This window comes from Escherichia sp. E4702, assembly GCF_963883545.1.
In the GTDB taxonomy this organism is placed as follows: domain Bacteria; phylum Pseudomonadota; class Gammaproteobacteria; order Enterobacterales; family Enterobacteriaceae; genus Escherichia.
Window position 1 is genome coordinate 90,319 of record NZ_CAWORF010000020.1, and the last position, 25,545, is coordinate 115,863.

21 protein-coding genes and 6 tRNA genes are annotated in these 25,545 nt (G+C 51.9%); 20 read left to right on the forward strand and 7 right to left on the reverse strand.

The features are described from left to right. The first annotated feature begins 7 nt into the window (after positions 1 to 7). Genes kdpB through kdpE form a run of 4 tightly spaced genes read left to right on the forward strand, consistent with a single transcriptional unit; the run spans position 8 to position 5,988 of the window. Positions 8 to 2,056, forward strand: a complete 2,049-nt coding sequence (gene kdpB / locus AACU94_RS13230) for a potassium-transporting ATPase subunit KdpB (protein WP_135489576.1) — start codon at positions 8 to 10, stop codon at positions 2,054 to 2,056. Positions 2,057 to 2,064: 8 nt separating this feature from the next. Further along, the gene (gene kdpC, locus AACU94_RS13235; protein WP_135489577.1) at positions 2,065 to 2,637 is read left to right on the forward strand and encodes a K(+)-transporting ATPase subunit C; all 573 of its coding nucleotides are present in this window, start codon (positions 2,065 to 2,067) and stop codon (positions 2,635 to 2,637) included. Next, the gene (gene kdpD / locus AACU94_RS13240) at positions 2,630 to 5,314 is read left to right on the forward strand and encodes a two-component system sensor histidine kinase KdpD (RefSeq protein ID WP_135489578.1); all 2,685 of its coding nucleotides are present in this window, start codon (positions 2,630 to 2,632) and stop codon (positions 5,312 to 5,314) included. The genes kdpC and kdpD overlap by 8 nt, the downstream gene beginning before the upstream one ends. Beyond that, positions 5,311 to 5,988, forward strand: a complete 678-nt coding sequence (kdpE, locus tag AACU94_RS13245; protein WP_130209834.1) for a two-component system response regulator KdpE — start codon at positions 5,311 to 5,313, stop codon at positions 5,986 to 5,988. The genes kdpD and kdpE overlap by 4 nt, the downstream gene beginning before the upstream one ends. Before the next feature lie 172 nt (positions 5,989 to 6,160). Here kdpE and pgm read toward each other — a convergent pair whose 3' ends face one another. Next, entirely contained in the window at positions 6,161 to 7,801 is a 1,641-nt protein-coding gene (pgm, locus tag AACU94_RS13250) for a phosphoglucomutase (alpha-D-glucose-1,6-bisphosphate-dependent) (RefSeq protein WP_001295675.1), read from the reverse strand. A gap of 28 nt (positions 7,802 to 7,829) precedes the next feature. Then, the gene (seqA, locus tag AACU94_RS13255; RefSeq protein WP_024180018.1) at positions 7,830 to 8,375 is read right to left on the reverse strand and encodes a replication initiation negative regulator SeqA; all 546 of its coding nucleotides are present in this window, start codon (positions 8,373 to 8,375) and stop codon (positions 7,830 to 7,832) included. A gap of 184 nt (positions 8,376 to 8,559) precedes the next feature. Between seqA and ybfF the strand changes: the two genes are divergently transcribed. The 5 genes from ybfF to fur all read left to right on the forward strand — a co-directional run bounded on the left by ybfF (position 8,560) and on the right by fur (position 11,162). Then, a complete protein-coding gene (gene ybfF / locus AACU94_RS13260) occupies positions 8,560 to 9,324 on the forward strand; it encodes an esterase (RefSeq protein WP_135489579.1) in 765 nt (254 codons plus the stop codon). A 139-nt stretch (positions 9,325 to 9,463) separates the two neighbouring features. Beyond that, complete coding sequence (ybfE, locus tag AACU94_RS13265) at positions 9,464 to 9,757, forward strand: LexA regulated protein (RefSeq protein WP_064528940.1); 294 nt, start codon at positions 9,464 to 9,466, stop codon at positions 9,755 to 9,757. 139 nt (positions 9,758 to 9,896) lie between these two features. Then, positions 9,897 to 10,427, forward strand: coding sequence for a flavodoxin FldA (gene fldA, locus AACU94_RS13270; RefSeq protein WP_010346538.1), 531 nt, complete (start codon positions 9,897 to 9,899; stop codon positions 10,425 to 10,427). A gap of 209 nt (positions 10,428 to 10,636) precedes the next feature. Next, the gene (gene uof / locus AACU94_RS13275; RefSeq protein WP_010380762.1) at positions 10,637 to 10,723 is read left to right on the forward strand and encodes a fur leader peptide; all 87 of its coding nucleotides are present in this window, start codon (positions 10,637 to 10,639) and stop codon (positions 10,721 to 10,723) included. Beyond that, positions 10,716 to 11,162 (forward strand): ferric iron uptake transcriptional regulator, encoded by a 447-nt coding sequence (gene fur / locus AACU94_RS13280; RefSeq protein ID WP_000131706.1) that lies wholly within the window; start codon positions 10,716 to 10,718, stop codon positions 11,160 to 11,162. Before uof ends, fur begins: the two co-directional genes overlap by 8 nt. A 258-nt stretch (positions 11,163 to 11,420) precedes the next feature. Here fur and chiQ read toward each other — a convergent pair whose 3' ends face one another. From chiQ to nagE, 4 genes are all read right to left on the reverse strand, one after another. Beyond that, positions 11,421 to 11,747, reverse strand: a complete 327-nt coding sequence (chiQ, locus tag AACU94_RS13285; RefSeq protein ID WP_000733594.1) for a ChiQ/YbfN family lipoprotein — start codon at positions 11,745 to 11,747, stop codon at positions 11,421 to 11,423. Positions 11,748 to 11,796: 49 nt separating this feature from the next. Continuing rightward, on the reverse strand, positions 11,797 to 13,203 hold the full coding sequence (gene chiP / locus AACU94_RS13290) for a chitoporin ChiP (RefSeq protein WP_130215036.1): 1,407 nt from the start codon (positions 13,201 to 13,203) through the stop codon (positions 11,797 to 11,799). Positions 13,204 to 13,782: 579 nt separating this feature from the next. After that, positions 13,783 to 15,447, reverse strand: a complete 1,665-nt coding sequence (gene glnS / locus AACU94_RS13295) for a glutamine--tRNA ligase (protein WP_130215038.1) — start codon at positions 15,445 to 15,447, stop codon at positions 13,783 to 13,785. A gap of 268 nt (positions 15,448 to 15,715) precedes the next feature. Then, on the reverse strand, positions 15,716 to 17,662 hold the full coding sequence (nagE, locus tag AACU94_RS13300; RefSeq protein ID WP_130259011.1) for a PTS N-acetyl glucosamine transporter subunit IIABC: 1,947 nt from the start codon (positions 17,660 to 17,662) through the stop codon (positions 15,716 to 15,718). Positions 17,663 to 17,995: 333 nt separating this feature from the next. Between nagE and nagB the strand changes: the two genes are divergently transcribed. The 5 genes from nagB to asnB all read left to right on the forward strand — a co-directional run bounded on the left by nagB (position 17,996) and on the right by asnB (position 24,096). Then, on the forward strand, positions 17,996 to 18,796 hold the full coding sequence (nagB, locus tag AACU94_RS13305) for a glucosamine-6-phosphate deaminase (RefSeq protein ID WP_001237072.1): 801 nt from the start codon (positions 17,996 to 17,998) through the stop codon (positions 18,794 to 18,796). Between the two features lie 61 nt (positions 18,797 to 18,857). Next, positions 18,858 to 20,006: an N-acetylglucosamine-6-phosphate deacetylase gene (gene nagA, locus AACU94_RS13310; protein WP_135489580.1), complete on the forward strand. Its 1,149-nt coding sequence runs from the start codon at positions 18,858 to 18,860 to the stop codon at positions 20,004 to 20,006. 8 nt (positions 20,007 to 20,014) lie between these two features. Beyond that, positions 20,015 to 21,235, forward strand: coding sequence for a DNA-binding transcriptional regulator NagC (gene nagC / locus AACU94_RS13315; protein WP_130215043.1), 1,221 nt, complete (start codon positions 20,015 to 20,017; stop codon positions 21,233 to 21,235). A gap of 47 nt (positions 21,236 to 21,282) precedes the next feature. Continuing rightward, on the forward strand, positions 21,283 to 22,035 hold the full coding sequence (nagD, locus tag AACU94_RS13320) for a ribonucleotide monophosphatase NagD (protein WP_000153129.1): 753 nt from the start codon (positions 21,283 to 21,285) through the stop codon (positions 22,033 to 22,035). 396 nt (positions 22,036 to 22,431) lie between these two features. Beyond that, a complete protein-coding gene (gene asnB, locus AACU94_RS13330) occupies positions 22,432 to 24,096 on the forward strand; it encodes an asparagine synthase B (protein ID WP_000337066.1) in 1,665 nt (554 codons plus the stop codon). A 41-nt stretch (positions 24,097 to 24,137) separates the two neighbouring features. Here asnB and AACU94_RS13335 read toward each other — a convergent pair whose 3' ends face one another. Beyond that, positions 24,138 to 24,575, reverse strand: coding sequence for a hypothetical protein (locus AACU94_RS13335; RefSeq protein ID WP_135489581.1), 438 nt, complete (start codon positions 24,573 to 24,575; stop codon positions 24,138 to 24,140). Positions 24,576 to 24,906: 331 nt separating this feature from the next. Here AACU94_RS13335 and AACU94_RS13340 point away from each other — a divergent pair. The 6 genes from AACU94_RS13340 (at position 24,907) to AACU94_RS13365 (ending at position 25,499) form a co-directional block, all read left to right on the forward strand. Continuing rightward, positions 24,907 to 24,983 (forward strand) — tRNA-Met (locus AACU94_RS13340). Positions 24,984 to 24,993: 10 nt separating this feature from the next. Further along, positions 24,994 to 25,078: transfer RNA gene (locus tag AACU94_RS13345), tRNA-Leu, on the forward strand. Between the two features lie 23 nt (positions 25,079 to 25,101). Then, a tRNA-Gln gene (locus AACU94_RS13350) sits at positions 25,102 to 25,176 on the forward strand. 34 nt (positions 25,177 to 25,210) lie between these two features. Next, a tRNA-Gln gene (locus tag AACU94_RS13355) sits at positions 25,211 to 25,284 on the forward strand. Positions 25,285 to 25,299: 15 nt separating this feature from the next. Continuing rightward, a tRNA-Met gene (locus tag AACU94_RS13360) sits at positions 25,300 to 25,376 on the forward strand. 48 nt (positions 25,377 to 25,424) lie between these two features. Next, positions 25,425 to 25,499 (forward strand) — tRNA-Gln (locus AACU94_RS13365). Positions 25,500 to 25,545 lie beyond the last annotated feature (46 nt).

Consider the following 25,545-nt stretch of genomic DNA (forward strand, 5'->3'; position numbering starts at 1 on the left):
ACTGAATATGAGTCGTAAACAACTGGCGCTATTCGAACCAACACTTGTCGTTCAGGCGCTGAAAGAAGCGGTGAAAAAATTAAACCCGCAGGCGCAATGGCGCAATCCGGTGATGTTTATCGTCTGGATCGGCAGTCTGCTGACCACCTGTATTAGCATCGCGATGGCAAGCGGTGCGATGCCTGGCAATGCGCTGTTTAGCGCGGCTATTAGCGGCTGGCTGTGGGTCACCGTACTGTTCGCTAATTTCGCCGAGGCGCTGGCAGAAGGCCGCAGTAAAGCACAGGCCAACAGTCTGAAAGGGGTGAAAAAAACCGCTTTTGCTCGCAAGCTGCGCGAACCGAAATATGGCGCTGTGGCGGACAAAGTTCCCGCCGATCAACTGCGTAAAGGCGATATCGTACTGGTAGAAGCTGGCGATATTATCCCCTGCGATGGTGAAGTCATTGAAGGCGGCGCATCGGTCGATGAAAGCGCCATCACCGGGGAATCGGCACCGGTGATCCGTGAATCCGGCGGCGATTTTGCCTCCGTCACCGGCGGCACGCGCATTCTTTCTGACTGGCTGGTGATTGAGTGCAGCGTTAACCCCGGCGAGACGTTTCTGGATCGGATGATCACGATGGTGGAAGGCGCGCAGCGACGTAAAACGCCGAACGAAATTGCCCTGACCATCCTGCTGATTGCCCTGACTATCGTCTTTTTACTGGCAACCGCCACGCTGTGGCCGTTTTCCGCGTGGGGCGGTAATGCAGTCAGCGTAACGGTACTGGTGGCGCTGCTGGTCTGTCTGATCCCAACCACTATTGGCGGCCTGTTGTCAGCGATCGGCGTCGCCGGGATGAGTCGGATGCTGGGCGCCAATGTGATCGCCACCAGCGGACGTGCAGTTGAAGCGGCGGGTGACGTTGACGTTCTGCTGCTGGATAAAACCGGCACCATCACGCTAGGTAACCGTCAGGCGTCAGAGTTTATCCCCGCGCAGGGCGTAGAGGAAAAAACGCTGGCCGATGCCGCACAACTGGCTTCGCTGGCTGATGAAACGCCGGAAGGCCGCAGTATTGTGATCCTCGCCAAGCAGCGTTTTAACCTGCGCGAGCGCGATGTGCAGTCGCTCCATGCCACCTTTGTACCGTTTACTGCGCAAAGCCGGATGAGCGGGATCAACATCGACAACCGCATGATCCGTAAAGGTTCTGTCGATGCCATTCGCCGCCATGTTGAGGCTAACGGTGGTCACTTCCCTGTCGATGTTGATCAAAAAGTCGATCAGGTTGCGCGTCAGGGAGCCACGCCGCTGGTAGTAGTAGAAGGTGCTCGTGTGCTGGGCGTTATTGCGTTGAAAGATATCGTCAAAGGCGGCATTAAAGAGCGTTTCGCGCAACTGCGCCAAATGGGCATTAAAACAGTGATGATTACCGGCGATAACCGTCTGACTGCCGCCGCCATTGCTGCGGAAGCGGGCGTCGATGATTTTCTCGCCGAAGCGACACCGGAGGCCAAGCTGGCATTGATCCGTCAGTATCAGGCGGAAGGCCGTTTGGTGGCGATGACCGGCGACGGCACCAACGATGCTCCGGCGCTGGCGCAGGCCGATGTCGCGGTGGCGATGAACTCCGGTACTCAGGCGGCGAAAGAAGCGGGCAATATGGTGGATCTGGACTCTAACCCGACCAAGTTGATCGAAGTGGTGCATATTGGCAAACAGATGCTGATGACCCGTGGCTCGCTGACCACCTTCAGCATTGCCAACGATGTGGCGAAATACTTCGCCATTATTCCAGCGGCATTCGCGGCAACGTATCCGCAGCTAAATGCGCTGAACATCATGCGCCTGCATTCGCCCGACTCCGCCATTCTCAGTGCGGTCATTTTCAACGCCTTGATTATCGTCTTTTTGATTCCCCTGGCATTAAAAGGCGTGAGTTATAAACCGCTTACCGCTTCTGCCATGTTGCGCCGTAACTTATGGATTTACGGTCTGGGTGGGCTGCTGGTGCCGTTTATTGGTATCAAAGTCATTGATTTACTGCTGACCGTTTGCGGTCTGGTGTGAGGTTTACCATGCGTGGATTACGTCCGGCATTATCGACATTTATCTTTCTGTTATTGATTACTGGCGGTGTTTACCCGCTGCTGACCACCGCGCTGGGGCAATGGTGGTTTCCCTGGCAAGCCAACGGTTCGTTGATCCGTGAAGGTGATACGGTGCGGGGTTCGGCATTAATCGGGCAGAATTTTACCGGCAACGGCTATTTTCAGGGTCGTCCGTCGGCAACGGCAGAAATGCCCTATAATTCACAGGCTTCTGGCGGGAGCAATCTGGCGGTCAGTAACCCTGAGCTGGATAAACAGATAGCCACACGCGTTGCTGCATTACGGGCCGCTAACCCGGATGCCAGCGCGAGCGTTCCGGTTGAACTGGTGACGGCGTCGGCAAGCGGGCTGGACAATAACATCACCCCGCAAGCGGCGGCCTGGCAAATCCCACGCGTGGCGAAAGCGCGTAATCTCAGCGTTGAACAGCTCACGCAACTGATCGCAAAATACAGCCAACAACCGCTGGTGAAATATATCGGCCAGCCGGTCGTCAACATTGTCGAACTCAATCTGGCGCTGGATAAGCTTGATGAATAACGAACCCTTACGTCCCGACCCCGATCGTCTGCTGGAACAAACTGCCGCGCCGCATCGGGGGAAGCTGAAAGTTTTCTTCGGTGCCTGCGCAGGCGTCGGGAAGACCTGGGCGATGCTGGCAGAAGCCCAGCGACTGCGGGCGCAAGGGCTGGATATTGTGGTTGGCGTGGTAGAAACCCACGGGCGGAAAGATACCGCCGCAATGCTGGAAGGTCTGGCTGTTCTGCCACTGAAACGCCAGGCGCATCGTGGGCGGCATATCAGCGAGTTTGATCTTGATGCCGCCCTTGCCCGCCGTCCGGCGCTGATCTTAATGGACGAACTGGCGCACAGTAATGCGCCAGGTTCTCGTCATCCTAAACGCTGGCAGGACATCGAAGAGCTGCTGGAAGCTGGCATTGATGTTTTCACTACCGTCAACGTTCAGCATCTGGAAAGTCTGAATGATGTGGTCAGCGGCGTCACCGGAATTCAGGTGCGGGAAACCGTACCCGATCCTTTTTTCGATGCCGCCGACGACGTAGTGCTGGTGGACTTGCCCCCGGACGATCTGCGCCAGCGGCTGAAAGAAGGCAAAGTCTATATTGCCGGGCAGGCGGAGCGCGCCATTGAACATTTTTTCCGCAAAGGCAATCTGATCGCCCTGCGCGAGCTGGCACTGCGCCGCACTGCCGATCGCGTAGATGAACAAATGCGCGCCTGGCGGGGGCATCCTGGCGAAGAGAAAGTCTGGCACACGCGCGACGCGATCCTTTTATGCATCGGCCATAACACCGGCAGTGAGAAACTGGTCCGCGCGGCGGCGCGGCTGGCGTCACGGCTGGGGAGCGTCTGGCACGCGGTGTATGTTGAAACACCTGCCCTGCACCGTTTACCGGAGAAAAAACGTCGGGCAATTCTCAGCGCCTTACGTCTGGCGCAGGAACTGGGCGCGGAGACGGCAACACTTTCTGATCCAGCGGAAGAGAAAGCGGTAGTGCGTTATGCCCGTGAACATAATCTCGGCAAGATTATTCTCGGTCGCCCAGCCTCGCGCCGCTGGTGGCGTCGGGAAACGTTTGCTGACCGACTGGCGCGCATCGCCCCCGATCTCGATCAGGTGCTGGTCGCGCTTGATGAACCACCCGCCCGCACGCTTAACAACGCGCCGGATAGCCGCTCTTTTAAAGACAAGTGGCGGGTACAGATTCAGGGATGCGTGGTTGCCGCCGCGTTATGCGCCGTTATCACCTTAATTGCCATGCAGTGGCTGATGGCGTTTGATGCCGCCAACCTGGTGATGCTGTATCTGCTTGGCGTGGTGGTGGTGGCGCTATTTTATGGACGCTGGCCTTCGGTGGTTGCTACCGTCATTAATGTGGTGAGTTTCGATCTCTTTTTTATCGCCCCACGCGGCACGCTCGCCGTCTCTGATGTGCAATATCTGCTGACCTTCGCGGTGATGTTAACCGTCGGACTGGTGATCGGGAACCTTACTGCGGGTGTGCGTTATCAGGCGCGGGTAGCCCGTTACCGCGAGCAACGCACACGGCACTTATATGAAATGTCGAAAGCTCTGGCTGTGGGCCGCAGTCCGCAGGACATCGCCGCCACCAGCGAACAATTTATTGCCTCCACGTTTCATGCCCGCAGTCAGGTGTTGCTGCCTGATGACAATGGCAAATTGCAGCCGTTAACACATCCGCAAGGAATGACGCCGTGGGACGATGCCATCGCGCAGTGGAGTTTTGATAAAGGCCTGCCTGCGGGCGCGGGCACCGACACGTTACCCGGCGTGCCGTACCAGATTTTGCCGCTAAAAAGCGGCGAGAAAACCTACGGACTGGTGGTGGTGGAACCGGGGAATCTGCGTCAGTTGATGATCCCGGAACAGCAGCGCCTGCTGGAGACGTTTACGCTGTTAGTCGCCAATGCCCTTGAGCGGCTGACGCTGACCGCCAGCGAAGAACAGGCGCGGATGGCAAGCGAACGTGAACAGATCCGTAACGCCCTGCTGGCGGCGCTTTCGCACGATTTACGCACTCCGCTCACGGTGTTGTTCGGTCAGGCAGAAATATTAACGCTCGATCTGGCAAGCGAAGGATCGCCCCACGCCCGTCAGGCCAGCGAGATTCGTCAGCATGTGCTGAACACGACCCGACTGGTGAATAATCTACTGGATATGGCGCGAATTCAGTCCGGCGGCTTTAATTTGAAGAAAGAGTGGTTAACGCTGGAAGAAGTGGTCGGTAGCGCGCTGCAAATGCTGGAACCGGGTTTATCGTCGCCCATCAATCTTTCTCTGCCAGAACCGCTGACCTTAATCCACGTTGACGGGCCACTCTTTGAACGGGTGCTGATTAATCTGCTGGAGAACGCGGTGAAATACGCGGGTCCGCAGGCCGAAATTGGTATCGATGCCCACGTTGAGGGCGAAAATCTACAACTGGATGTCTGGGATAACGGCCCCGGTCTTCCGCCAGGCCAGGAGCAGACGATATTTGATAAGTTTGCTCGCGGGAATAAAGAGTCGGCGGTACCGGGAGTAGGGCTTGGACTGGCAATTTGTCGGGCGATAGTGGATGTACACGGCGGCACCATTACCGCGTTCAACCGACCGGAAGGTGGTGCCTGTTTTCGTGTTACACTTCCCCAGCAAACTGCCCCTGAACTTGAAGAATTTCATGAGGATATGTGACAAACGTTCTGATTGTTGAAGATGAACAGGCTATTCGTCGCTTTCTGCGCACGGCGCTGGAAGGCGACGGTATGCGCGTCTTTGAGGCCGAAACGCTGCAACGCGGTTTGCTGGAAGCGGCAACCCGTAAGCCAGATTTGATTATTCTCGATCTCGGCCTGCCCGATGGCGATGGGATTGAGTTTATCCGCGACCTGCGCCAGTGGAGCGCGGTACCGGTGATTGTGCTTTCCGCACGTAGCGAAGAGAGCGACAAAATCGCCGCGCTGGATGCCGGAGCGGATGATTATCTGAGTAAGCCGTTTGGCATTGGCGAATTGCAGGCCCGTCTGCGCGTCGCGTTACGCCGCCACTCAGCTACCACCGCGCCCGAGCCAGTGGTGAAATTTTCCGATGTTACCGTCGATTTAGCCGCCCGCGTGATTCACCGGGGTGAGGAAGAAGTACATCTAACACCGATTGAGTTCCGTCTGCTGGCCGTGCTGCTCAACAATGCCGGAAAAGTGCTCACCCAGCGCCAGCTCCTTAACCAGGTGTGGGGGCCAAACGCGGTCGAACACAGTCATTATTTGCGTATTTATATGGGACATCTGCGACAAAAACTGGAACAGGATCCCGCTCGCCCCCGCCATTTCATTACTGAAACCGGTATTGGGTATCGGTTTATGCTTTAGGGGTTGAAATGCCGGATGCGGCGTGAACGCCTTATCCGGCCTACGAAATCTACAAAATCGCGCAAATTCAATATCTTGCACCATCCTCGTAGGCCTGATAAGCGTAGCGCATCAGGCAGTCATAAGTAAAAAAGGGCGATCTTCCGACCGCCCTTTTTCTTATTTTCTGTGATTACGCGTTTTTCAGAACTTCGCTAACAATCTCAACCGCTTCTTTCTCAATCTGCTTACGATGTTCTTCACCAAGGAAGCTTTCGCAGTAGATCTTATATGCGTCTTCGGTGCCTGACGGACGCGCGGCGAACCAGCCGTTGTCAGTCATCACTTTCAGCCCGCCGATAGAAGCACCGTTGCCAGGCGCGGCGGTCAGGCGCGCGGTAATCGGGTCGCCTGCCAGAGTGCTGGCGCTCACCATTTCCGGAGACAGCTTAGACAATGCCGCTTTTTGTGCGGAAGTCGCAGCTGCCTGCAAACGGTTGTAGCTCGGCGCACCAAAGCGTTTTGCCAGTTCGTTGTAGTGTTCCTGCGGGTTCTTACCGGTGACAGCGGTGATTTCCGCCGCCAGCAGACACATAATGATGCCGTCTTTATCGGTCGACCACGGCGTGCCGTCGAAACGCAGGAAGGAAGCGCCTGCGCTCTCTTCGCCGCCAAAGCCGAAGCTGCCGTCGAACAAACCATCAACAAACCATTTGAAACCTACCGGTACTTCTACCAGTTTACGGCCCAGGTCATTGACCACACGGTCGATCATCGCAGATGAAACCAGCGTTTTACCGACGGCAACATCTTTGCCCCACTGCGGACGATGCTGGAACAGGTAGTTGATCGCCACCGCCAGGTAGTGGTTCGGGTTCATCAAACCAGCCGGAGTGACGATACCGTGACGGTCATAATCCGGGTCGTTGGCAAACGCCAGATCAAACTTATCACGCAGCGCCAGCAGGCCCGCCATCGCACACTCAGAGGAACAGTCCATACGGATTGCGCCGTCTTTATCGAGGTGCATAAAGCGGAAGGTTTGATCGACCTGATCGTTAACAATGGTCAGGTTGAGGTTGTAATACTCGCCAATGCGCTTCCAGTATTCGATACCGGAACCGCCCAGCGGATCAACACCCAGCGTCAGGCCAGCTTTCTGAATCGCTGCCATATCAACGATATCGGCCAGACCTTCTACGAACGGTTGCACCAGATCTTGCTCTTTCACATGACCAGATGCCATCGCTTCGTCGAGGGAGATACGCTTCACGCCTTTCAGGCCATCGGCCATCAGCGCGTTGGCCCTGTCTTCCACCACTTTAGTGACGTTGGTATCAGCCGGGCCACCATTTGGCGGGTTGTACTTGATACCACCGTCTTCCGGCGGGTTATGGGACGGCGTAATCACGATACCATCTGCCAGCGGTCCACCTTTTTTATTGTGAACCAGAATGGCATTAGAGACGGCAGGTGTCGGAGTGAAGCCATTGTTTTCCTGCACAATAACGTCTACCCCGTTCGCTGCCAGCACTTCCAGTACAGAAATAAACGCAGGTTCGGACAGGGCGTGAGTATCTTTACCCACATAGCAAGGGCCAGTGATGCCGTTTTTCGCCCGTTCTTCGGCAATCGCCTGAGCAATAGCCAGAATGTGCGGCTCGTTAAAGCTATGGCGCGCTGCACTGCCACGGTGACCGGAAGTACCGAATTTCACCGCGTGCTCCGCATTCCCTGCTTCTGGTTTCAGTACATAATATTGCGCCGTCAGTTGGGCGACGTTTATCAAATCACTCTGCTGTGCAGGTTGGCCTGCACGATTGTGGATTGCCATTGCTTTGTCCTTTATCTGCAACGTTGTTTTAAATTGTCCCGCAAACCTTTTCAATCAATTCCGCCGGGAATTGCATCGACTGCATGATGTGTTCAATCATGCTGCATTTACGGCCAGTGTTAGTGTTGGTGATCACCCAATACGGCGTGCCTGGCACATGCTTCGGCTTGGTCTGATTACCATTTTTCAGCAGCGTCTGTTCATCTGCTGCAAAGTAAACGCGCGTGCGGCCGTGCAACGATTCCGTTGCCTCGGCAAACGCCTGGGCGTCAAGAGAATATAGTGTAGACAACAGCAGCATAAAGCGATTGACCGCTCGCTTTTGCTCTGCGTATTCATCGGAAAGCAAAAGTTCACGCATCGCGCGCACTTTGTCTTTCACCGTTTTGATCGGCTTCGCTTCGACGATAGCAGGCGACGCAATGCGAACCTCTTTCGTCACCGGAGCAGCAGGCTGTGATGCGGCGGAAAATTTCAACATACGCCGTAAAATGTCGGATGCGCTCTCGCCGATATGCTTAGTGTGGCTGGCAATATAGCTGTAGAGTTCATCATCAACTTCAATCGTTTTCATCTTAATCCAGTGCGGTGTCTTAGCTGAATACAAGTCGCCAGGAGTATATGAATAAATCCCGGCAGCGGATAGCGTCAAGCCTGGCTTGCAGAAAAAATCGGATTAAACCTTATCTGTTGCAGCCCTGTGGCACAATGGTCAACATAATACCCTAACCCAACTACTCGAAAAAAAGAACTTTGCCATGAAATTGAATATCCGCGCGCAATCTGCACAAAATCAGCATAATAATTCTCCCATCGTCCTCGTCCACGGGTTGTTTGGTAGCCTTGACAACCTCGGCGTGCTGGCGCGCGACCTGGTAAACGATCACAATATCATCCAGGTTGATATGCGTAACCACGGACTTTCGCCACGAGATCCTCATATGAATTACCCTGCGATGGCCCAGGATCTTGTTGATACTCTGGAAGCGCTGCAGATCGATAAGGCGACATTTATTGGTCACTCAATGGGTGGTAAAGCTGTGATGGCACTGACCGCGTTGGCGCCCGATCGCATCGAGAAACTGGTAGCGATCGATATCGCGCCGGTGGATTATCACGTACGCCGTCATGATGAAATTTTCACAGCTATCAACGCGGTCAGTAGATCCGACGCGCAAACGCGCCAACAGGCCGCTGTAGTGATGCGCCAATATATTAATGAAGAGGGCGTGATTCAATTCCTGCTGAAATCTTTTGTTGACGGTGAGTGGCGTTTTAACGTGCCAGTATTATGGGATCAGTATCCACATATTGTTGGCTGGGAGAAAATTCCGGCATGGAACCACCCTGCTCTGTTTATTCCTGGCGGCAATTCCCCGTATGTTACTGAACAGTATCGTGATGATTTGCTGGCGCAATTCCCACAAGCACGGGCGCATGTCATTGCAGGCGCGGGTCATTGGGTACACGCAGAAAAACCGGATGCTGTGCTGCGAGCTATCCGTCGCTATCTTAATGATTAACGCAACTGATTAAAAACCCAGCGTCCGCGCGGCATTCCGCGCGTGGGCGTTGGCGAGATTCCTCACGCTGTTGTATTATGGCGGGCTATCCATCCGGGCAGGCGCCTGGCTGATTGTTTCCCCCGAAGTCACCAAGATCATGGCCAAAGAACAAACGGACCGTACGACATTAGATCTGTTCGCGCACGAGCGTCGACCGGGACGACCGAAAACCAATCCGCTTTCGCGCGATGAACAGCTGCGTATTAATAAACGCAACCAGCTAAAACGCGACAAAGTACGTGGCCTTAAGCGTGTCGAACTGAAGCTGAACGCGGAAGCTGTCGAGGCGCTGAACGAGCTGGCGGAGTCGCGCAATATGAGCCGTAGCGAACTGATCGAAGAGATATTGATGCAGCAACTGGCGGCGCTGCGTAATCAGGGCATCGTTTAAATATCCACTTTCGTGTAGCACAGTGTGCAGTCCTGCTCGTTTGCTGATTCCGCAAGACTGCCTGTTCTGCTATGATTGCCTTTATCCGTGGGCAATTTGCCACCCCCATTTCAATAAGTTTCAAGAGGTTATTTCACTCATGGCTATCACTGGCATCTTTTTCGGCAGCGACACCGGTAATACCGAAAATATCGCAAAAATGATTCAAAAACAGCTTGGTAAAGACGTTGCCGATGTCCATGACATTGCAAAAAGCAGCAAAGAAGATCTGGAAGCTTATGACATTCTTCTGCTGGGCATCCCAACCTGGTACTATGGCGAAGCACAGTGTGACTGGGACGACTTCTTTCCGACTCTCGAAGAGATTGATTTCAATGGTAAACTGGTTGCGCTGTTTGGCTGTGGCGACCAGGAAGATTACGCAGAATATTTCTGCGACGCCTTAGGCACCATTCGTGACATTATTGAACCGCGCGGTGCGACCATCGTCGGTCACTGGCCAACTGCGGGCTATCATTTCGAAGCATCAAAAGGTCTGGCGGATGATGACCACTTTGTCGGCCTGGCTATCGACGAAGACCGTCAGCCAGAACTGACTGCCGAACGTGTAGAAAAATGGGTAAAACAAATTTCTGAAGAACTGCATCTCGACGAAATTATCAATGCCTGATGTACTGCGGCGTAGACTCATGTCTACGCCGTATTAATAGATAATGCCAATCAAAATAATTGCTACAAATTTGTAACTTTTGCCGTAGTACCTGTACAATGTTCCAGTATTGAAGTGGCCTTACCGATGTAAATGTAAGCTAAGCCACGTTTTTATTAACAATATTTGCCAGGGACTTGTAGTTTTCATTTAGGCATGGCAAATCTATAATGATACGCATTATCTCAAGAGCAAATTCTGTCACTTCTTTTAATGAAGTGAACCGCTTAGTAACAGGACAGATTCCGCATGACTGATAACAATACCGCCCTAAAGAAAGCTGGCCTGAAAGTAACGCTTCCACGTTTAAAAATCCTGGAAGTTCTTCAGGAGCCGGACAACCATCACGTCAGTGCGGAAGATTTATACAAACGTCTGATCGATATGGGTGAAGAAATTGGTCTGGCTACGGTATATCGCGTACTGAACCAGTTTGACGACGCCGGTATCGTCACCCGCCACAATTTTGAAGGCGGTAAATCCGTATTTGAACTGACTCAACAACATCACCACGATCACCTGATCTGCCTCGACTGCGGAAAGGTTATCGAATTTAGTGATGAATCTATCGAAGCGCGTCAGCGTGAAATTGCCGCGAAGCATGGCATTCGCCTGACTAACCATAGTCTCTATCTTTACGGTCACTGTGCCGAAGGCGATTGCCGCGAAGATGAGCACGCGCATGAAGGCAAATAAGTCAGCCTGAATGAGAAAAAGCCAACCTACGGGTTGGCTTTATATTGTTGGCATAATACGCTTTGTTCGTGCCGGATGCGGCGTGAACGCCTTATCCGGCCTACAAATCATCTCAAATTCAATATATTGCATAAAAAGGTAGGCCTGATAAGCGCAGCGCATCAGGCAAATTGGCGTTTGCCATAAGTCTCAAGCCAACCTACGGGTTGGCTTTTTTTATACAAGGGAAATAAGAAAAGCGAGAGTTACAGCCCTCACTTATTTGTTATTACTGCGAATTTCCTGCCAGACCTTATCACAATCGGCTTTCACTGCCTGGTCATTACCGGTTTGCGTTGCCTGGATGCACTGCTGATAATCCAGCACGCGGACACTTTCCTGCTCGGCAAATTGCTGATGTTGTTTCTCTTTCTTCAGCACGTTTAACACACTCTGACAGGCTTCAATTTTTTCCGGCGAACCTTGCGCGGTATTGATACAGGCGCTGTACGCCTCTTTCAGGCGGCTGTCTTCCTGTGGCGCGGTTGATTGCGCACAAGCCACCAGCCCCGATGCCATCATGGCGATGAGAATCAGTTTTTTCATAGCGAATTCCTCAAATGTGCGGCAGGCACAAAACCTGCCGCATCGGGCATCAGAAGATGGTGAATGGTGCGATTACCATGAATTTCACGTCGCGCTCATCCTGGAAGATGTTACCGTAACCGCCGCCCCAGCTTGGGATGTCGGAGTGGTTGTCGTATTCGGTGAAGTGCAGTTTGAACATCGTGCCCTTGGCACGGCCGTCCTGAATGGTGTAGACCGCATCCAGGCTGTATGCAGACTCTTCAATAGTCCGGTTCTTGTCGTAGTACGCATCCGGATTGCTCTGCCAGGTCGCAGGTTTAGCATCCCACGCGTAAACGTAGGAGGCGCCGATGGCGAAGCCTGGAAGATTCCAGTTTTTCAGGTCATACATCGCGCCGAAGAAGACCGCTTTTTCGCCGTTGGCGTTAAAGTCAGAACGGTTATCCCACCAGATATCCAGGCGACCGTTAGAGGAAGCATAGGTTGGGGTCATACGTTGCAGGAAGTATCCCTGCTGGCCGTCAGCCTTAACCCAGGTGCCTTCCAGACGCAAATCCACTACATCAGCCGCCCGGTAACCAAAGGTCAATGCCTGCAACCAGGCTGTGCCGTCATAAAGATCGTTGACGCTGCGATCGTCAACTTTATCGCGCGTACCGTAGAACTGGTAGCTGGCGGTTAACGGGCTACCGGCGATATCAAATTTGTAGCTAGCTTTGGCAAAATACTGATCGATATACCCTTCCGCCTGACCAAACGCCGCTTCCAGCACGAAATTATTTTTGAAGTCGTATTTCGCACCGATGGAGTGCAGATAATCAACTTTGGTGGTTTTATCGTTCTGATAAAACTCATCCATTTCCAGATGCCACGGTGCTTTGTATTCGTTGGTCCACATGTAGGAGAAACTCAACGCACCAGCATCGCCGTAATCAAAATTCGCCCCGGCTTCCGCACCCTGATAAGTACCCGGCATAAAGCTCCAGTGCGGCGCTAACAGCGTCTGACCGGTTGGCTGAATGTAACCTGCCCTCGCCCACACCGGACCGTATTTAAATTTGGCCGCTGCTTTATACAGGCTTATACCACTTTTGTCGCCGGACCAGTCTTCGTCATAGGCTTTATTACTTTTTGAAAACGCGATTTCGTTCGGGTGAGAGCTGTCGCCGTTTTCCGCCATTTCAATCGCCGTAAACGCGGCAATATCAAGGCCGAACATATCAGCAGCATAACCGGACTGAAAATCGAGGTTGGCGTTCCAGGTGGAGTGAGAAAGGTTGGTTTTGTATTTGTCGCCGTCGGTAACATCTTTACGGTCACGTTCACGCTGCCAGTAATAGATACCGCCGGTTAAGGTTGAATCGTCGATGAATCCTTCGGCACGAGCCTCCGGCATTGCCACCAGGCCCGACATTGCTGTAACACCGGCGATAGCCAGCGCCAGCGTACTACGTTTGCCACTAAACGTACGCATGGGTTAATCCTCTTTGACATATAAATTGCTGCACCACAGGTGAACAGCGAAAAAAAATAAAAATTAAAAAAAGTAGCGTTGAGAAAAGTCTCGCTGACTACAGGAATAGACTATTTTTCGCGACGCGAATTATCAATCTCTTTCTGTAACGAGAATGTAAGAACATGAGCAACCGCACATATTTTGATGATTTTTGTTACAAGGTTTAAGTTTGCAGTAGAAAGGCTTGTAGAAGAATAAAAGCGTGAATTTCCAGCTAGATGAAAGCGGTTACATTTTATTTAATTATGATTTGTAATTTTAAATTTGCTTTATGAATAAATTACAAAGCGGAATTAATTCGCGAAGAAAAGCAGAAAAACGCCGCTGAACGCGGCGTTTTGGATTGTTTGCATGTTTCTTGCCGGATGCGGCGTGAACGCCTTATCCGGCCTACAAAAGCACGCAAATTCAATATATTGCAGAGATCATGTAGGCCTGATTAGCGTAGCGCATCAGGCAATTTAGCGTTTGAAACTGTTTATCTGGTCCTTGCCGGATGCGGCGTAAACGCCTTATCCGGCAAGGTGAAACTTAAAATTACTCGCCTACTTTCGCCCAGGTATCACGCAGTCCAACGGTGCGGTTAAATACCGGTTTTTCCGCTGTGGAATGGCGGCTATCGAGGCAGAAATAGCCTTCACGCTCAAACTGGAATGCTTTACCTGCCACCGCATCTTTCAGAGACGGTTCAGCAAAGCCCTGTTTGATGACCAGAGAATCCTGGTTAATCACCGACAGGAAATCATCCGCAGCGCCTGGATTCGGCACACTGAACAGACGATCGTACAGGCGGATTTCAACCGGCAGCGCATGTGCCGCACTTACCCAGTGAATAACGCCTTTGACTTTACGACCATCAGCCGGATCTTTGCTTAAGGTATCGGCGTCATAAGTACAGAAGATGGTGGTGATATTGCCTTCGGCATCTTTCTCCACGCGTTCTGCCTTAATGACATAAGCATTACGCAGACGCACTTCTTTACCCAGCACCAGACGCTTGTACTGCTTGTTAGCTTCTTCGCGGAAATCGGCGCGATCAATCCAAATCTCACCGCTAAACGGCACCTGACGGCTGCCCATTTCCGGTTTATTCGGATGGTTCGGCATGGTGACCATTTCGCCTTCGCCCTGATAGTTTTCGATAACCAGTTTCACCGGGTCGATAACCGCCATTGCACGCGGCGCGTTCTCGTTAAGATCTTCACGAATGCAGGATTCCAGCGATGCCATCTCAATGGTGTTGTCCTGCTTGGTCACGCCAATGCGTTTGCAGAACTCACGAATAGAAGCCGCAGTGTAACCACGACGACGCAGACCGGAAATGGTCGGCATACGCGGATCATCCCAACCTTCTACGTGCTTGTCGGTGACCAGTTGGTTCAGCTTACGCTTGGACATCACGGTGTATTCCAGATTCAGGCGCGAGAATTCGTACTGGCGCGGATGAACAGGAATGGTGATGTTGTCCAGAACCCAGTCGTACAGACGACGGTTGTCCTGGAACTCCAGCGTACACAGAGAGTGCGTAATGCCTTCCAGCGCATCGCTGATGCAGTGGGTGAAGTCGTACATCGGGTAGATGCACCACTTGTTGCCGGTCTGATGGTGTTCAGCAAACTTAATGCGGTACAGCACCGGATCGCGCATCACGATAAACGGCGAAGCCATGTCGATTTTCGCGCGCAGGCAGGCTTTACCTTCTTCAAAACCACCGGTACGCATTTTTTCGAACAGCGCCAGGTTCTCTTCAACGCTGCGGTCGCGGTACGGGCTGTTTTTACCCGGCTGTGTCAGGGTGCCGCGGTATTCGCGGATCTGTTCCGGCGTCAGTTCATCAACGTACGCCAGGCCTTTATTGATCAGTTCAACAGCATAGGCGTGGAGCTGATCAAAATAATCGGAGGAGTAACGGACGTTACCAGACCAGTGAAAACCTAACCACTCAACGTCGTTTTTGATCGAATCGACATACTCGATATCTTCTTTTACCGGGTTAGTGTCGTCGAAACGCAGGTTGCATTGGCCTTTATAGTCCTGGGCGATCCCGAAGTTCAGGCAGATAGATTTCGCATGGCCAATATGCAGATAGCCATTAGGCTCCGGCGGGAAACGGGTGTGTACTGTGGTGTGCTTACCACTGGCCAGATCTTCATCGATGATCTGACGAATAAAGTTAGTCGGGCGGGCTTCTGCCTCACTCATCGTGGATTCCTCAAAGCGTAAACAACGTATAACGGCGTATGATCTTATAAGCGGGACAGGCTGACAACTGTTAGTTAGAGAAAATCGAAAAATCTAACAAAGATTATGGGGATGATTGATGAAAAAAAAAGCGGCAGAGAAGATCTCCACCGCTTTTGCCAGTCCTGCGTCATTGTTGGATGCGAGGCTTATGCGTCTTATCCAACCTACACAGCGCTTTTGTAGGCCTGATAAGACGCGTCAAGCGTCGCATCAGGCATAAAGCAGATTACTTTTTGATTTCATACAGCGGTGTTTGACCCGCCACAACATGGCCCTGAGCTTTAATGATCAAGCCGCTGAAATCGTCGATATTGCTGCAAACCACCGGGCTAATCATCGAGCGGGCGTTAGCGTTCAGGTAATCCAGATCCATTTCCAGAATCGGTTGCCCTGCGCTTACCTGCGCGCCCTCTTCCACCAGACGTTTAAAGCCTTTACCTTCCAGCGCTACGGTGTCGATACCCATGTGGACGACGATCTCTGCGCCTTTTTCAGTTTCAAGGCAGAACGCGTGGTTGGTGTTGAAGATTTTCACGATGGTTCCCGCCGCTGGTGATACAACGATTTTATCCGTCGGTTTCACCGCCACACCGTCGCCCACGGCTTTGCTGGCGAACGCTTCGTCTGGCACCTGATCCAGTGCGACAACATCACCGGTAATTGGCGATACCAGCTCAGCGATAGACACTGCGTTTGGTACAGCCTGCGGTTTCGCTACCGGAGCGGCAGTTGCCGGAGCAGCTTCAGCAGAAGCAGCAGCTACCGGGCCGCGAGCAACGACTTTCTTCATCGCATCGCCGATGGATTCTGCTTTCGCGCCGACAATCACCTGGATGGTCTGTTTGTTCAGTTTCACCACCCCAGAAGCACCCAGACGTTTACACATCGCATCGTTGACACGTGCTGAGTCAGCCACAGTCAAGCGCAGACGAGTAATACAGGCGTCAATCGCTTTTAGATTGTCACTACCACCAACTGCCGCAATGTAGTTGGTTGCCAGTTGAGTTAAGCCTTCTTCGGTATTGCTGTTCGCTTCTTCAGTAACGATCTCGTCATCTTTATCTTCACGACCTGGCGTTTTCAGGTTGAACATACGGATAACCGCACTGAACACCACAAAGTAGATAGCGAAGAAAACAACGCCCATCACCAGCAGCATCCAGACGTTCTGGCTGGCTGCTGGCAGGTTGTACATCAACGCGTAGTCGATAGCGCCCGCAGAGAAGGAAAAGCCCGCGTGGATCCCCAGCAACGTTGCCACAAACAGACTGATACCCGTCAGCAGTGCGTGCAGGAGGTACAGCAGCGGAGCAAGGAACATAAACAGGAATTCCAGCGGCTCAGTCACACCGGTCAGGAACGCGGTGATAGCAACAGAAAGCAGCATCCCGCCAACCATCGGGCGACGCTCTTTCGGTGCTGCGAAGTACATCGCCAGCGCCGCACCTGGCAGACCGAACATCATGATCGGGAAGAAGCCAGACATGAACATCCCCGCAGTGCCGTCGCCCGCATAGAAGCGGTTGATGTCACCGTGGAAAACCGTACCCGCAGAGTTGGTGAATTCACCAATCTGGAACCAGGCGATGGTGTTCAGTACCTGATGCAGACCGGTTGGGATCAGCAGACGGTTGATGAAACCAAAGATACCGGAACCCAGCGCGCCCGCAGAAACGATCCACTCTCCGCCTGCATGGATAGCGTGCTGTACCGGCGGCCAGACGTAACCAAAAATGGCTGCCAGCACCAGGCAGAAGAAGCCGGTGGCGATCGGCACAAAACGTTTGCCGCCGAAGAAGCTCAGGAAGTCCGGCAGTTTAATATCCGACCAACGGTTATAGGCTGCACCACCGACCAGACCGGTAATGATACCTGCCAGAACCCCCATGTTAATTTCTGGGTTGATGGTCACCATCGCTTTAGTTAACACAAAGTAACCAACCGCACCCGCCAACGCAGCTGCACCTGCACTGTCTTTGGACCAGCTGGAGGCCACGCCGATCGCAAAGATCAACGCCAGGTTATCAAAAATCGCGCCGCCTGCCTGGGCAATAAACGCAACATTAAGTAAATCTGGCTGGCCGAATCGCAGCAACAGTGCCGCCACCGGCAGCACCGCGATAGGGAGCTGTAACGCCCTACCGAGTCGCTGGAAAAAACCTAAAATATTCATCTTATTCCCCCTACGAGAACCCTATTTGGCTCGTTTAAAGCCGTATTTTTATTTTGCAGCAAATTGTGCTGCCGATGTTCTGTAATCAAGTTGTTAGATCATCTGCTACAGAGTGTGTGAAAATTTAATTCGTACCGCAAATTAAACGCGCGTCTTTTGTGAGTTTTGTCACCAAATATCGTTATCATTACTCCCTTTTACTGGCTAAACCAGAAAACTTATTTTATCATTCAAAAAATCAGGTCGGATTGACGCCTGTCTGCGCAAATCCAGGTTACGCTTAAAGATGCCTAATCCGCCAACGGCTTACTTTTTACTTACTTGAGGTGAATAATGAGACTGATCCCCCTGACTACCGCTGAACAGGTCGGCAAATGGGCTGCTCGCCATATCGTTAATCGTATTAATGCGTTCAAACCGACAGCCGATCGTCCGTTTGTGCTTGGCCTGCCGACTGGCGGCACGCCGATGACCACCTATAAAGCGTTAGTCGAAATGCATAAAGCAGGCCAGGTCAGCTTTAAGCACGTTGTCACCTTCAACATGGACGAATATGTCGGTCTGCCGAAAGAGCATCCGGAAAGCTACTACAGTTTTATGCACCGTAACTTCTTCGATCACGTTGATATTCCAGCAGAAAATATCAACCTTCTCAACGGCAATGCCCCGGATATCGACGCCGAATGCCGCCAGTATGAAGAAAAAATTCGCTCTTACGGTAAAATCCATCTGTTTATGGGTGGTGTAGGTAACGACGGTCACATTGCATTTAACGAACCAGCCTCTTCTCTTGCCTCTCGCACCCGTATCAAAACCCTGACACATGACACTCGCGTCGCAAACTCTCGTTTCTTTGATAACGATGTTAATCAGGTGCCAAAATATGCGCTGACCGTAGGTGTGGGTACACTGCTGGATGCCGAAGAAGTGATGATTCTAGTGCTGGGCAGCCAGAAAGCACTGGCACTGCAGGCTGCCGTTGAAGGTTGCGTTAACCACATGTGGACCATCAGCTGTCTGCAACTGCATCCGAAAGCGATCATGGTGTGCGATGAGCCTTCCACCATGGAGCTAAAGGTTAAGACTTTAAGATATTTCAACGAATTAGAAGCAGAAAATATCAAAGGTCTGTAATTGTTATCCCTGCCCTGACGCCTTGCTCAGGGCATTATTATTTTTGAAATCGGGGGTCGGAATGTATGCATTAACCCAGGGCCGGATCTTTACCGGTCATGAATTTCTTGATGACCATGCAGTTGTTATCGCTGATGGCCTGATTAAAAGCGTCTGCCCAGTAGCGGAACTGCCGCCAGAGATTGAACAACGTTCACTGAACGGGGCCATTCTCTCCCCCGGTTTTATCGATGTGCAGTTAAACGGCTGCGGCGGCGTACAGTTTAACGATACCGCTGAAGCGGTCAGCGTGGAAACGCTGGAAATCATGCAGAAAGCCAATGAGAAATCAGGCTGCACTAACTATTTGCCAACGCTTATCACCACCAGCGATGACCTGATGAAACAGGGTGTTCGCGTGATGTGCGAGTACCTGGCAAAACATCCGAATCAGGCGTTAGGTTTACACCTGGAAGGCCCGTGGCTGAATCTGGTGAAAAAAGGTACCCATAATCCGAATTTCGTACGTAAACCGGATGCCGCGCTGGTCGATTTCCTGTGTGAAAATGCCGATGTCATTACCAAAGTGACGCTGGCACCGGAAATGGTTCCAGCAGAAGTGATCAGCAAACTGGCAAATGCCGGGATTGTGGTGTCTGCCGGTCACTCCAATGCAACGTTAAAAGAAGCGAAAGCCGGTTTCCGCGCGGGGATTACCTTTGCCACCCATCTGTACAACGCGATGCCGTATATTACCGGTCGTGAACCGGGCCTGGCGGGCGCGATCCTCGACGAAGCGGACATTTATTGCGGTATTATTGCCGATGGTCTGCATGTTGATTACGCCAACATTCGCAATGCCAAACGTCTGAAAGGCGACAAACTGTGTCTGGTCACTGACGCGACTGCGCCAGCAGGTGCCAATATTGAACAGTTCATTTTTGCGGGTAAAACAATATACTACCGCAACGGACTTTGTGTGGATGAGAATGGTACGTTAAGTGGTTCATCCTTAACCATGATTGAAGGCGTGCGTAATCTGGTTGAACATTGCGGTATCGCACTGGATGAAGTGCTGCGTATGGCGACGCTCTATCCGGCTCGTGCGATTGGCGTTGAAAAACGTCTCGGCACTCTCGCCGCAGGTAAAGTGGCCAACCTGACCGCATTCACACCTGATTTTAAAATCACCAGGACCATCGTTAACGGTAACGAGGTCGTAACCCAATAAGAGAAAGTATGACACCAGGCGGACAAGCTCAGATAGGTAATGTTGATCTCGTAAAACAGCTTAACAGCGCGGCGGTTTATCGCCTGATTGACCAGCATGGGCCAATCTCGCGAATTCAGATTGCTGAGCAAAGCCAGCTTGCCCCCGCCAGCGTAACCAAAATTACGCGTCAGCTTATCGAACGCGGGCTGATCAAAGAAGTTGATCAGCAGGCCTCCACCGGGGGCCGCCGCGCTATCTCTATCGTCACCGAAACCCGCAATTTCCACGCAATCGGCGTACGTCTCGGTCGTCACGACGCCACCATCACCCTGTTTGATCTCAGCAGCAAAGTTCTGGCAGAAGAACATTACCCGCTACCTGAACGTACCCAGCAGACGCTGGAACATGCCCTGCTGAATGCCATTACTCAGTTTATTGATAACCACCAGCGCAAGCTGCGGGAGCTGATCGCCATTTCAGTGATCCTGCCAGGGCTGGTCGACCCGGACAGCGGCAAAATTCACTACATGCCGCATATTCAGGTGGAAAACTGGGGGCTGGTTGAAGCACTGGAAGAGCGTTTTAAAGTGACCTGTTTTGTCGGCCACGATATCCGCAGTCTGGCGCTGGCAGAGCACTACTTCGGTGCAAGTCAGGATTGCGAAGACTCCATTCTGGTGCGCGTGCATCGCGGAACGGGGGCAGGAATCATCTCTAACGGGCGCATTTTTATCGGCCGCAACGGCAACGTCGGCGAAATTGGCCATATTCAGGTCGAACCGCTGGGAGAACGCTGCCACTGTGGCAACTTCGGCTGCCTGGAAACTATCGCTGCCAACGCTGCCATTGAACAACGGGTGTTGAATTTATTAAAGCAGGGCTACCAGAGCCGTGTGCCACTGGACGACTGCACCATCAAAACTATCTGCAAAGCCGCGAACAAAGGCGATAGCCTGGCCTCGGAAGTGATCGAGTATGTAGGTCGTCATCTGGGCAAAACCATCGCCATTGCTATCAACTTATTTAATCCGCAAAAAATTGTTATCGCTGGTGAGATCACCGAAGCCGATAAAGTGCTGCTCCCTGCTATCGAAAGCTGCATTAATACTCAGGCACTGAAGGCGTTTCGCACTAATCTACCGGTGGTACGTTCTGAGCTGGATCACCGCTCGGCAATCGGCGCTTTTGCGCTGGTAAAACGCGCCATGCTCAACGGTATTTTGCTCCAGCATTTGCTGGAAAATTAATGTGCTTTTATAGTGGCGCTTATTGTTGTCAATATTCTGGGTAGTCCATGACCATTAAAAATGTAATTTGCGATATCGACGGCGTGCTGATGCACGATAACGTCGCCGTACCGGGTGCAGCGGAATTTTTGCACGGGATTATGGATAAAGGCCTGCCGCTGGTGTTGCTGACCAACTATCCTTCGCAGACCGGGCAAGATCTGGCGAACCGCTTTGCCACTGCCGGTGTCGATGTGCCGGACAGCGTGTTTTATACCTCTGCGATGGCGACCGCCGATTTCCTGCGTCGCCAGGAAGGCAAGAAAGCATATGTGGTGGGCGAAGGCGCACTGATTCATGAACTGTACAAAGCCGGTTTCACTATTACCGATGTCAACCCTGATTTTGTGATTGTTGGCGAAACGCGTTCCTACAACTGGGACATGATGCATAAAGCGGCCTATTTCGTCGCTAATGGTGCACGCTTTATCGCCACCAACCCGGACACCCACGGGCGCGGTTTTTATCCGGCCTGTGGCGCGTTGTGTGCAGGGATTGAGAAAATCTCCGGGCGCAAACCGTTCTATGTTGGTAAGCCCAGCCCGTGGATCATCCGCGCAGCATTAAACAAAATGCAGGCGCATTCGGAAGAAACGGTGATTGTCGGCGATAACCTGCGTACCGATATTCTGGCGGGCTTCCAGGCCGGTCTGGAGACGATTCTGGTGCTTTCTGGTGTTTCATCGCTCGACGATATCGACAGCATGCCGTTCCGCCCAAGCTGGATTTACCCGTCAGTCGCTGAAATCGACGTTATCTGAATATCAACCACGTCTCAGGGCGTGGTTGATATTGATGACAAACGCCAAACTGCCTGATGCGCTACGCTTATCAGGCCTACGCAGCTCCTGCAATATATTGAATTTTCATGATTTTGTAGGCCGGATAAGGTATTCACACCGCATCCGGCATGAACAAATCTCACTTTGTCAGCGATTTGGCCCCCGTAAAATATAACCATTCAATAAAACCCGCTAAAAATTATCGATTCATCAATAAATACATCCTCACACCAGACCTTTTTTCACCAATCGACAATCACTATTACGTTTTTTATTTTTCGACCGCCAAATCTCTTGCGCACAGTGCTGCTTTGCGGCATTTTTTTAAACAAGCAAACACAACAAGCAACAAATACCAGGTTAACGGAGAAGGTTATGTGTTCAATTTTTGGCGTATTCGATATCAAAACAGACGCAGTTGAGCTGCGGAAGAAAGCACTCGAGCTGTCACGCCTGATGCGTCATCGCGGCCCGGACTGGTCCGGTATTTATGCCAGCGATAACGCCATTCTCGCCCACGAACGTCTGTCAATTGTTGACGTTAACGCGGGGGCGCAACCTCTCTACAACCAACAAAAAACCCACGTACTGGCGGTAAACGGTGAAATCTACAACCACCAGGCATTGCGCGCCGAATATGGCGATCGTTACCAATTCCAGACCGGGTCTGACTGCGAAGTGATCCTCGCGCTGTATCAGGAAAAAGGGCCGGAATTTCTCGACGACTTGCAGGGCATGTTTGCCTTTGCCCTGTACGACAGCGAAAAAGATGCATATCTGATTGGTCGCGACCATCTGGGGATCATCCCACTGTATATGGGGTATGACGAACACGGTCAGCTGTATGTGGCCTCAGAAATGAAAGCCCTGGTGCCAGTATGCCGCACGATTAAAGAGTTCCCGGCGGGGAGCTATTTATGGAGTCAGGACGGCGAAATCCGTTCTTATTATCATCGAGACTGGTTCGACTTTGATGCAGTGAAAGATAACGTGACCGATAAAAATGAACTGCGTCAGGCACTGGAAGATTCCGTAAAAAGCCATCTGATGTCTGACGTGCCTTACGGCGTGCTGCTCTCGGGTGGTCTGGATTCCTCAATTATTTCCGCAATCACCAAGAAATACGCCGCCCGTCGCGTGGAAGATCAGGAACGCTCTGAAGCCTGGTGGCCGCAGTTACACTCGTTTGCTGTAGGTCTGCCGGGTTCACCGGATCTGAAAGCAGCCCAGGAAGTGGCGAACCATCTGGGTACTGTGCACCACGAAATTCACTTCACTGTACAGGAAGGTCTGGATGCCATCCGCGATGTGATTTACCACATCGAAACTTATGATGTGACCACTATTCGCGCTTCAACACCGATGTATTTAATGTCGCGTAAGATCAAGGCAATGGGCATTAAAATGGTGTTGTCCGGTGAAGGTTCTGACGAAGTGTTTGGCGGTTATCTTTACTTCCACAAAGCGCCGAACGCTAAAGAACTGCATGAAGAGACGGTGCGTAAACTGCTGGCCCTGCATATGTATGACTGCGCGCGTGCCAACAAAGCGATGTCAGCCTGGGGCGTGGAAGCACGCGTTCCGTTCCTCGACAAGAAATTCCTCGACGTGGCGATGCGTATTAACCCGCAGGATAAAATGTGCGGTAACGGTAAGATGGAAAAACACATCCTGCGTGAATGTTTTGAGTCGTACTTGCCTGCAAGTGTTGCCTGGCGGCAGAAAGAGCAGTTCTCCGATGGCGTCGGTTACAGTTGGATTGACACACTGAAAGAAGTGGCGGCACAGCAGGTTTCTGATCAGCAGCTGGAAACAGCCCGCTTCCGCTTCCCATACAACACGCCGACCTCAAAAGAAGCGTATTTGTACCGGGAGATTTTTGAAGAACTGTTCCCGCTTCCGAGCGCCGCTGAGTGCGTACCGGGCGGTCCTTCCGTCGCTTGTTCTTCCGCTAAAGCGATCGAGTGGGATGAGGCGTTCAAGAAAATGGACGATCCGTCTGGTCGCGCGGTTGGTGTTCACCAGTCAGCGTATAAATAAGACGTGTAATATTGCCCCGGAGAAATCCGGGGCAATTTCAGTTACTGGGGAGCTTGTTGATTCTGATACGCAGTGAGGAAATGTTCCGGATTTGCTACATCGCTGTCAGATAACTCATTACTGTAAGCGACTGACCAGGTTGCCGATTCCTCCGGGATATGCAGGCTTCCATTTCCCTCTTTCAGGCGTAATAACTCAAAAGATTCACCCTTGATTACAGCGGTATAAGATTTCTCACCTTCCTGTAATACTTTTACTTTGCAGCGAAAAATCTGACCATCGATATCATTATCAACATGCGATACCTGAACGAGTGCCTCATTAGACGCTTTCGGCCCGATTCGCATCATCCACACCACAGCGCCTTCCTGCCCACGATAGCCAAAAACATATTTACCGATTTCCGGTTTGACCGTATCGGCAAACGCGGATTGCATAAGTATTAAGATACCCATCAACATCGTCATAAAACGCAGCATAGTATTCCCTCAATAAATCGCCTGAAGTGATAGCAGAGATGCAGGCGTAGCGATCCCTGCCCTGTCCTGTGCAACGGGCCAGTATTTCATAGATTAATTTCCCACCACTATTGTTGAATTCCGAATTTCATCCTGTGTGACAAAAGAATGGCTGTAAGGCAGGGGAAAAACACAAAGTAAACAATAATTGACGAATATAGCGCCACGCTGTTCGCAACCTAACCAAACAGTCACTTTCGAGCAATTTTCCTTGAAAAAGAGGTTGACGCTGCAAGGCTCTATACGCATAATGCGCCCCGCAACGCCGATAAGGTATCGCGAAAAAAAAGATGGCTACGTAGCTCAGTTGGTTAGAGCACATCACTCATAATGATGGGGTCACAGGTTCGAATCCCGTCGTAGCCACCATCTTTTTTTTGCGGGAGTGGCGAAATTGGTAGACGCACCAGATTTAGGTTCTGGCGCCGCAAGGTGTGCGAGTTCAAGTCTCGCCTCCCGCACCATTCACCAGAAAGCGTTGTACGGATGGGGTATCGCCAAGCGGTAAGGCACCGGTTTTTGATACCGGCATTCCCTGGTTCGAATCCAGGTACCCCAGCCATCTTCTTCGAGTAAGCGGTTCACCGCCCGGTTATTGGGGTATCGCCAAGCGGTAAGGCACCGGTTTTTGATACCGGCATTCCCTGGTTCGAATCCAGTACCCCAGCCATCGAAGAAATAATCTGGCTACGTAGCTCAGTTGGTTAGAGCACATCACTCATAATGATGGGGTCACAGGTTCGAATCCCGTCGTAGCCACCAAATTCTGAATCTGTCGAATAGATTCGGCAAATTCAAAAACAAATTTGTTGGGGTATCGCCAAGCGGTAAGGCACCGGATTCTGATTCCGGCATTCCGAGGTTCGAATCCTCGTACCCCAGCCAATTTATTCAAGACGCTTACTTTGTAAGTGCACCCAGTTGGGGTATC

Excerpts from the sequence above, each read along its gene's own strand:
- chiP (WP_130215036.1), bottom strand. The coding sequence starts at position 13,203 with ATGCGTACGTTTAGTGGCAAACGTAGTACGCTGGCGCTGGCTATCGCC.
- ybfF (WP_135489579.1), top strand. The coding sequence starts at position 8,560 with ATGAAATTGAATATCCGCGCGCAATCTGCACAAAATCAGCATAATAAT.
- nagC (WP_130215043.1), top strand. The coding sequence starts at position 20,015 with ATGACACCAGGCGGACAAGCTCAGATAGGTAATGTTGATCTCGTAAAA.
- pgm (WP_001295675.1), bottom strand. The coding sequence starts at position 7,801 with ATGGCAATCCACAATCGTGCAGGCCAACCTGCACAGCAGAGTGATTTG.
- fur (WP_000131706.1), top strand. The coding sequence starts at position 10,716 with ATGACTGATAACAATACCGCCCTAAAGAAAGCTGGCCTGAAAGTAACG.
- nagE (WP_130259011.1), bottom strand. The coding sequence starts at position 17,662 with ATGAATATTTTAGGTTTTTTCCAGCGACTCGGTAGGGCGTTACAGCTC.
- nagA (WP_135489580.1), top strand. The coding sequence starts at position 18,858 with ATGTATGCATTAACCCAGGGCCGGATCTTTACCGGTCATGAATTTCTT.
- asnB (WP_000337066.1), top strand. The coding sequence starts at position 22,432 with ATGTGTTCAATTTTTGGCGTATTCGATATCAAAACAGACGCAGTTGAG.
- kdpB (WP_135489576.1), top strand. The coding sequence starts at position 8 with ATGAGTCGTAAACAACTGGCGCTATTCGAACCAACACTTGTCGTTCAG.
- glnS (WP_130215038.1), bottom strand. The coding sequence starts at position 15,447 with ATGAGTGAGGCAGAAGCCCGCCCGACTAACTTTATTCGTCAGATCATC.
- kdpD (WP_135489578.1), top strand. The coding sequence starts at position 2,630 with ATGAATAACGAACCCTTACGTCCCGACCCCGATCGTCTGCTGGAACAA.
- kdpC (WP_135489577.1), top strand. The coding sequence starts at position 2,065 with ATGCGTGGATTACGTCCGGCATTATCGACATTTATCTTTCTGTTATTG.
- seqA (WP_024180018.1), bottom strand. The coding sequence starts at position 8,375 with ATGAAAACGATTGAAGTTGATGATGAACTCTACAGCTATATTGCCAGC.
- fldA (WP_010346538.1), top strand. The coding sequence starts at position 9,897 with ATGGCTATCACTGGCATCTTTTTCGGCAGCGACACCGGTAATACCGAA.
- nagB (WP_001237072.1), top strand. The coding sequence starts at position 17,996 with ATGAGACTGATCCCCCTGACTACCGCTGAACAGGTCGGCAAATGGGCT.
- nagD (WP_000153129.1), top strand. The coding sequence starts at position 21,283 with ATGACCATTAAAAATGTAATTTGCGATATCGACGGCGTGCTGATGCAC.
- AACU94_RS13335 (WP_135489581.1), bottom strand. The coding sequence starts at position 24,575 with ATGCTGCGTTTTATGACGATGTTGATGGGTATCTTAATACTTATGCAA.
- ybfE (WP_064528940.1), top strand. The coding sequence starts at position 9,464 with ATGGCCAAAGAACAAACGGACCGTACGACATTAGATCTGTTCGCGCAC.
- uof (WP_010380762.1), top strand. The coding sequence starts at position 10,637 with ATGATACGCATTATCTCAAGAGCAAATTCTGTCACTTCTTTTAATGAA.
- chiQ (WP_000733594.1), bottom strand. The coding sequence starts at position 11,747 with ATGAAAAAACTGATTCTCATCGCCATGATGGCATCGGGGCTGGTGGCT.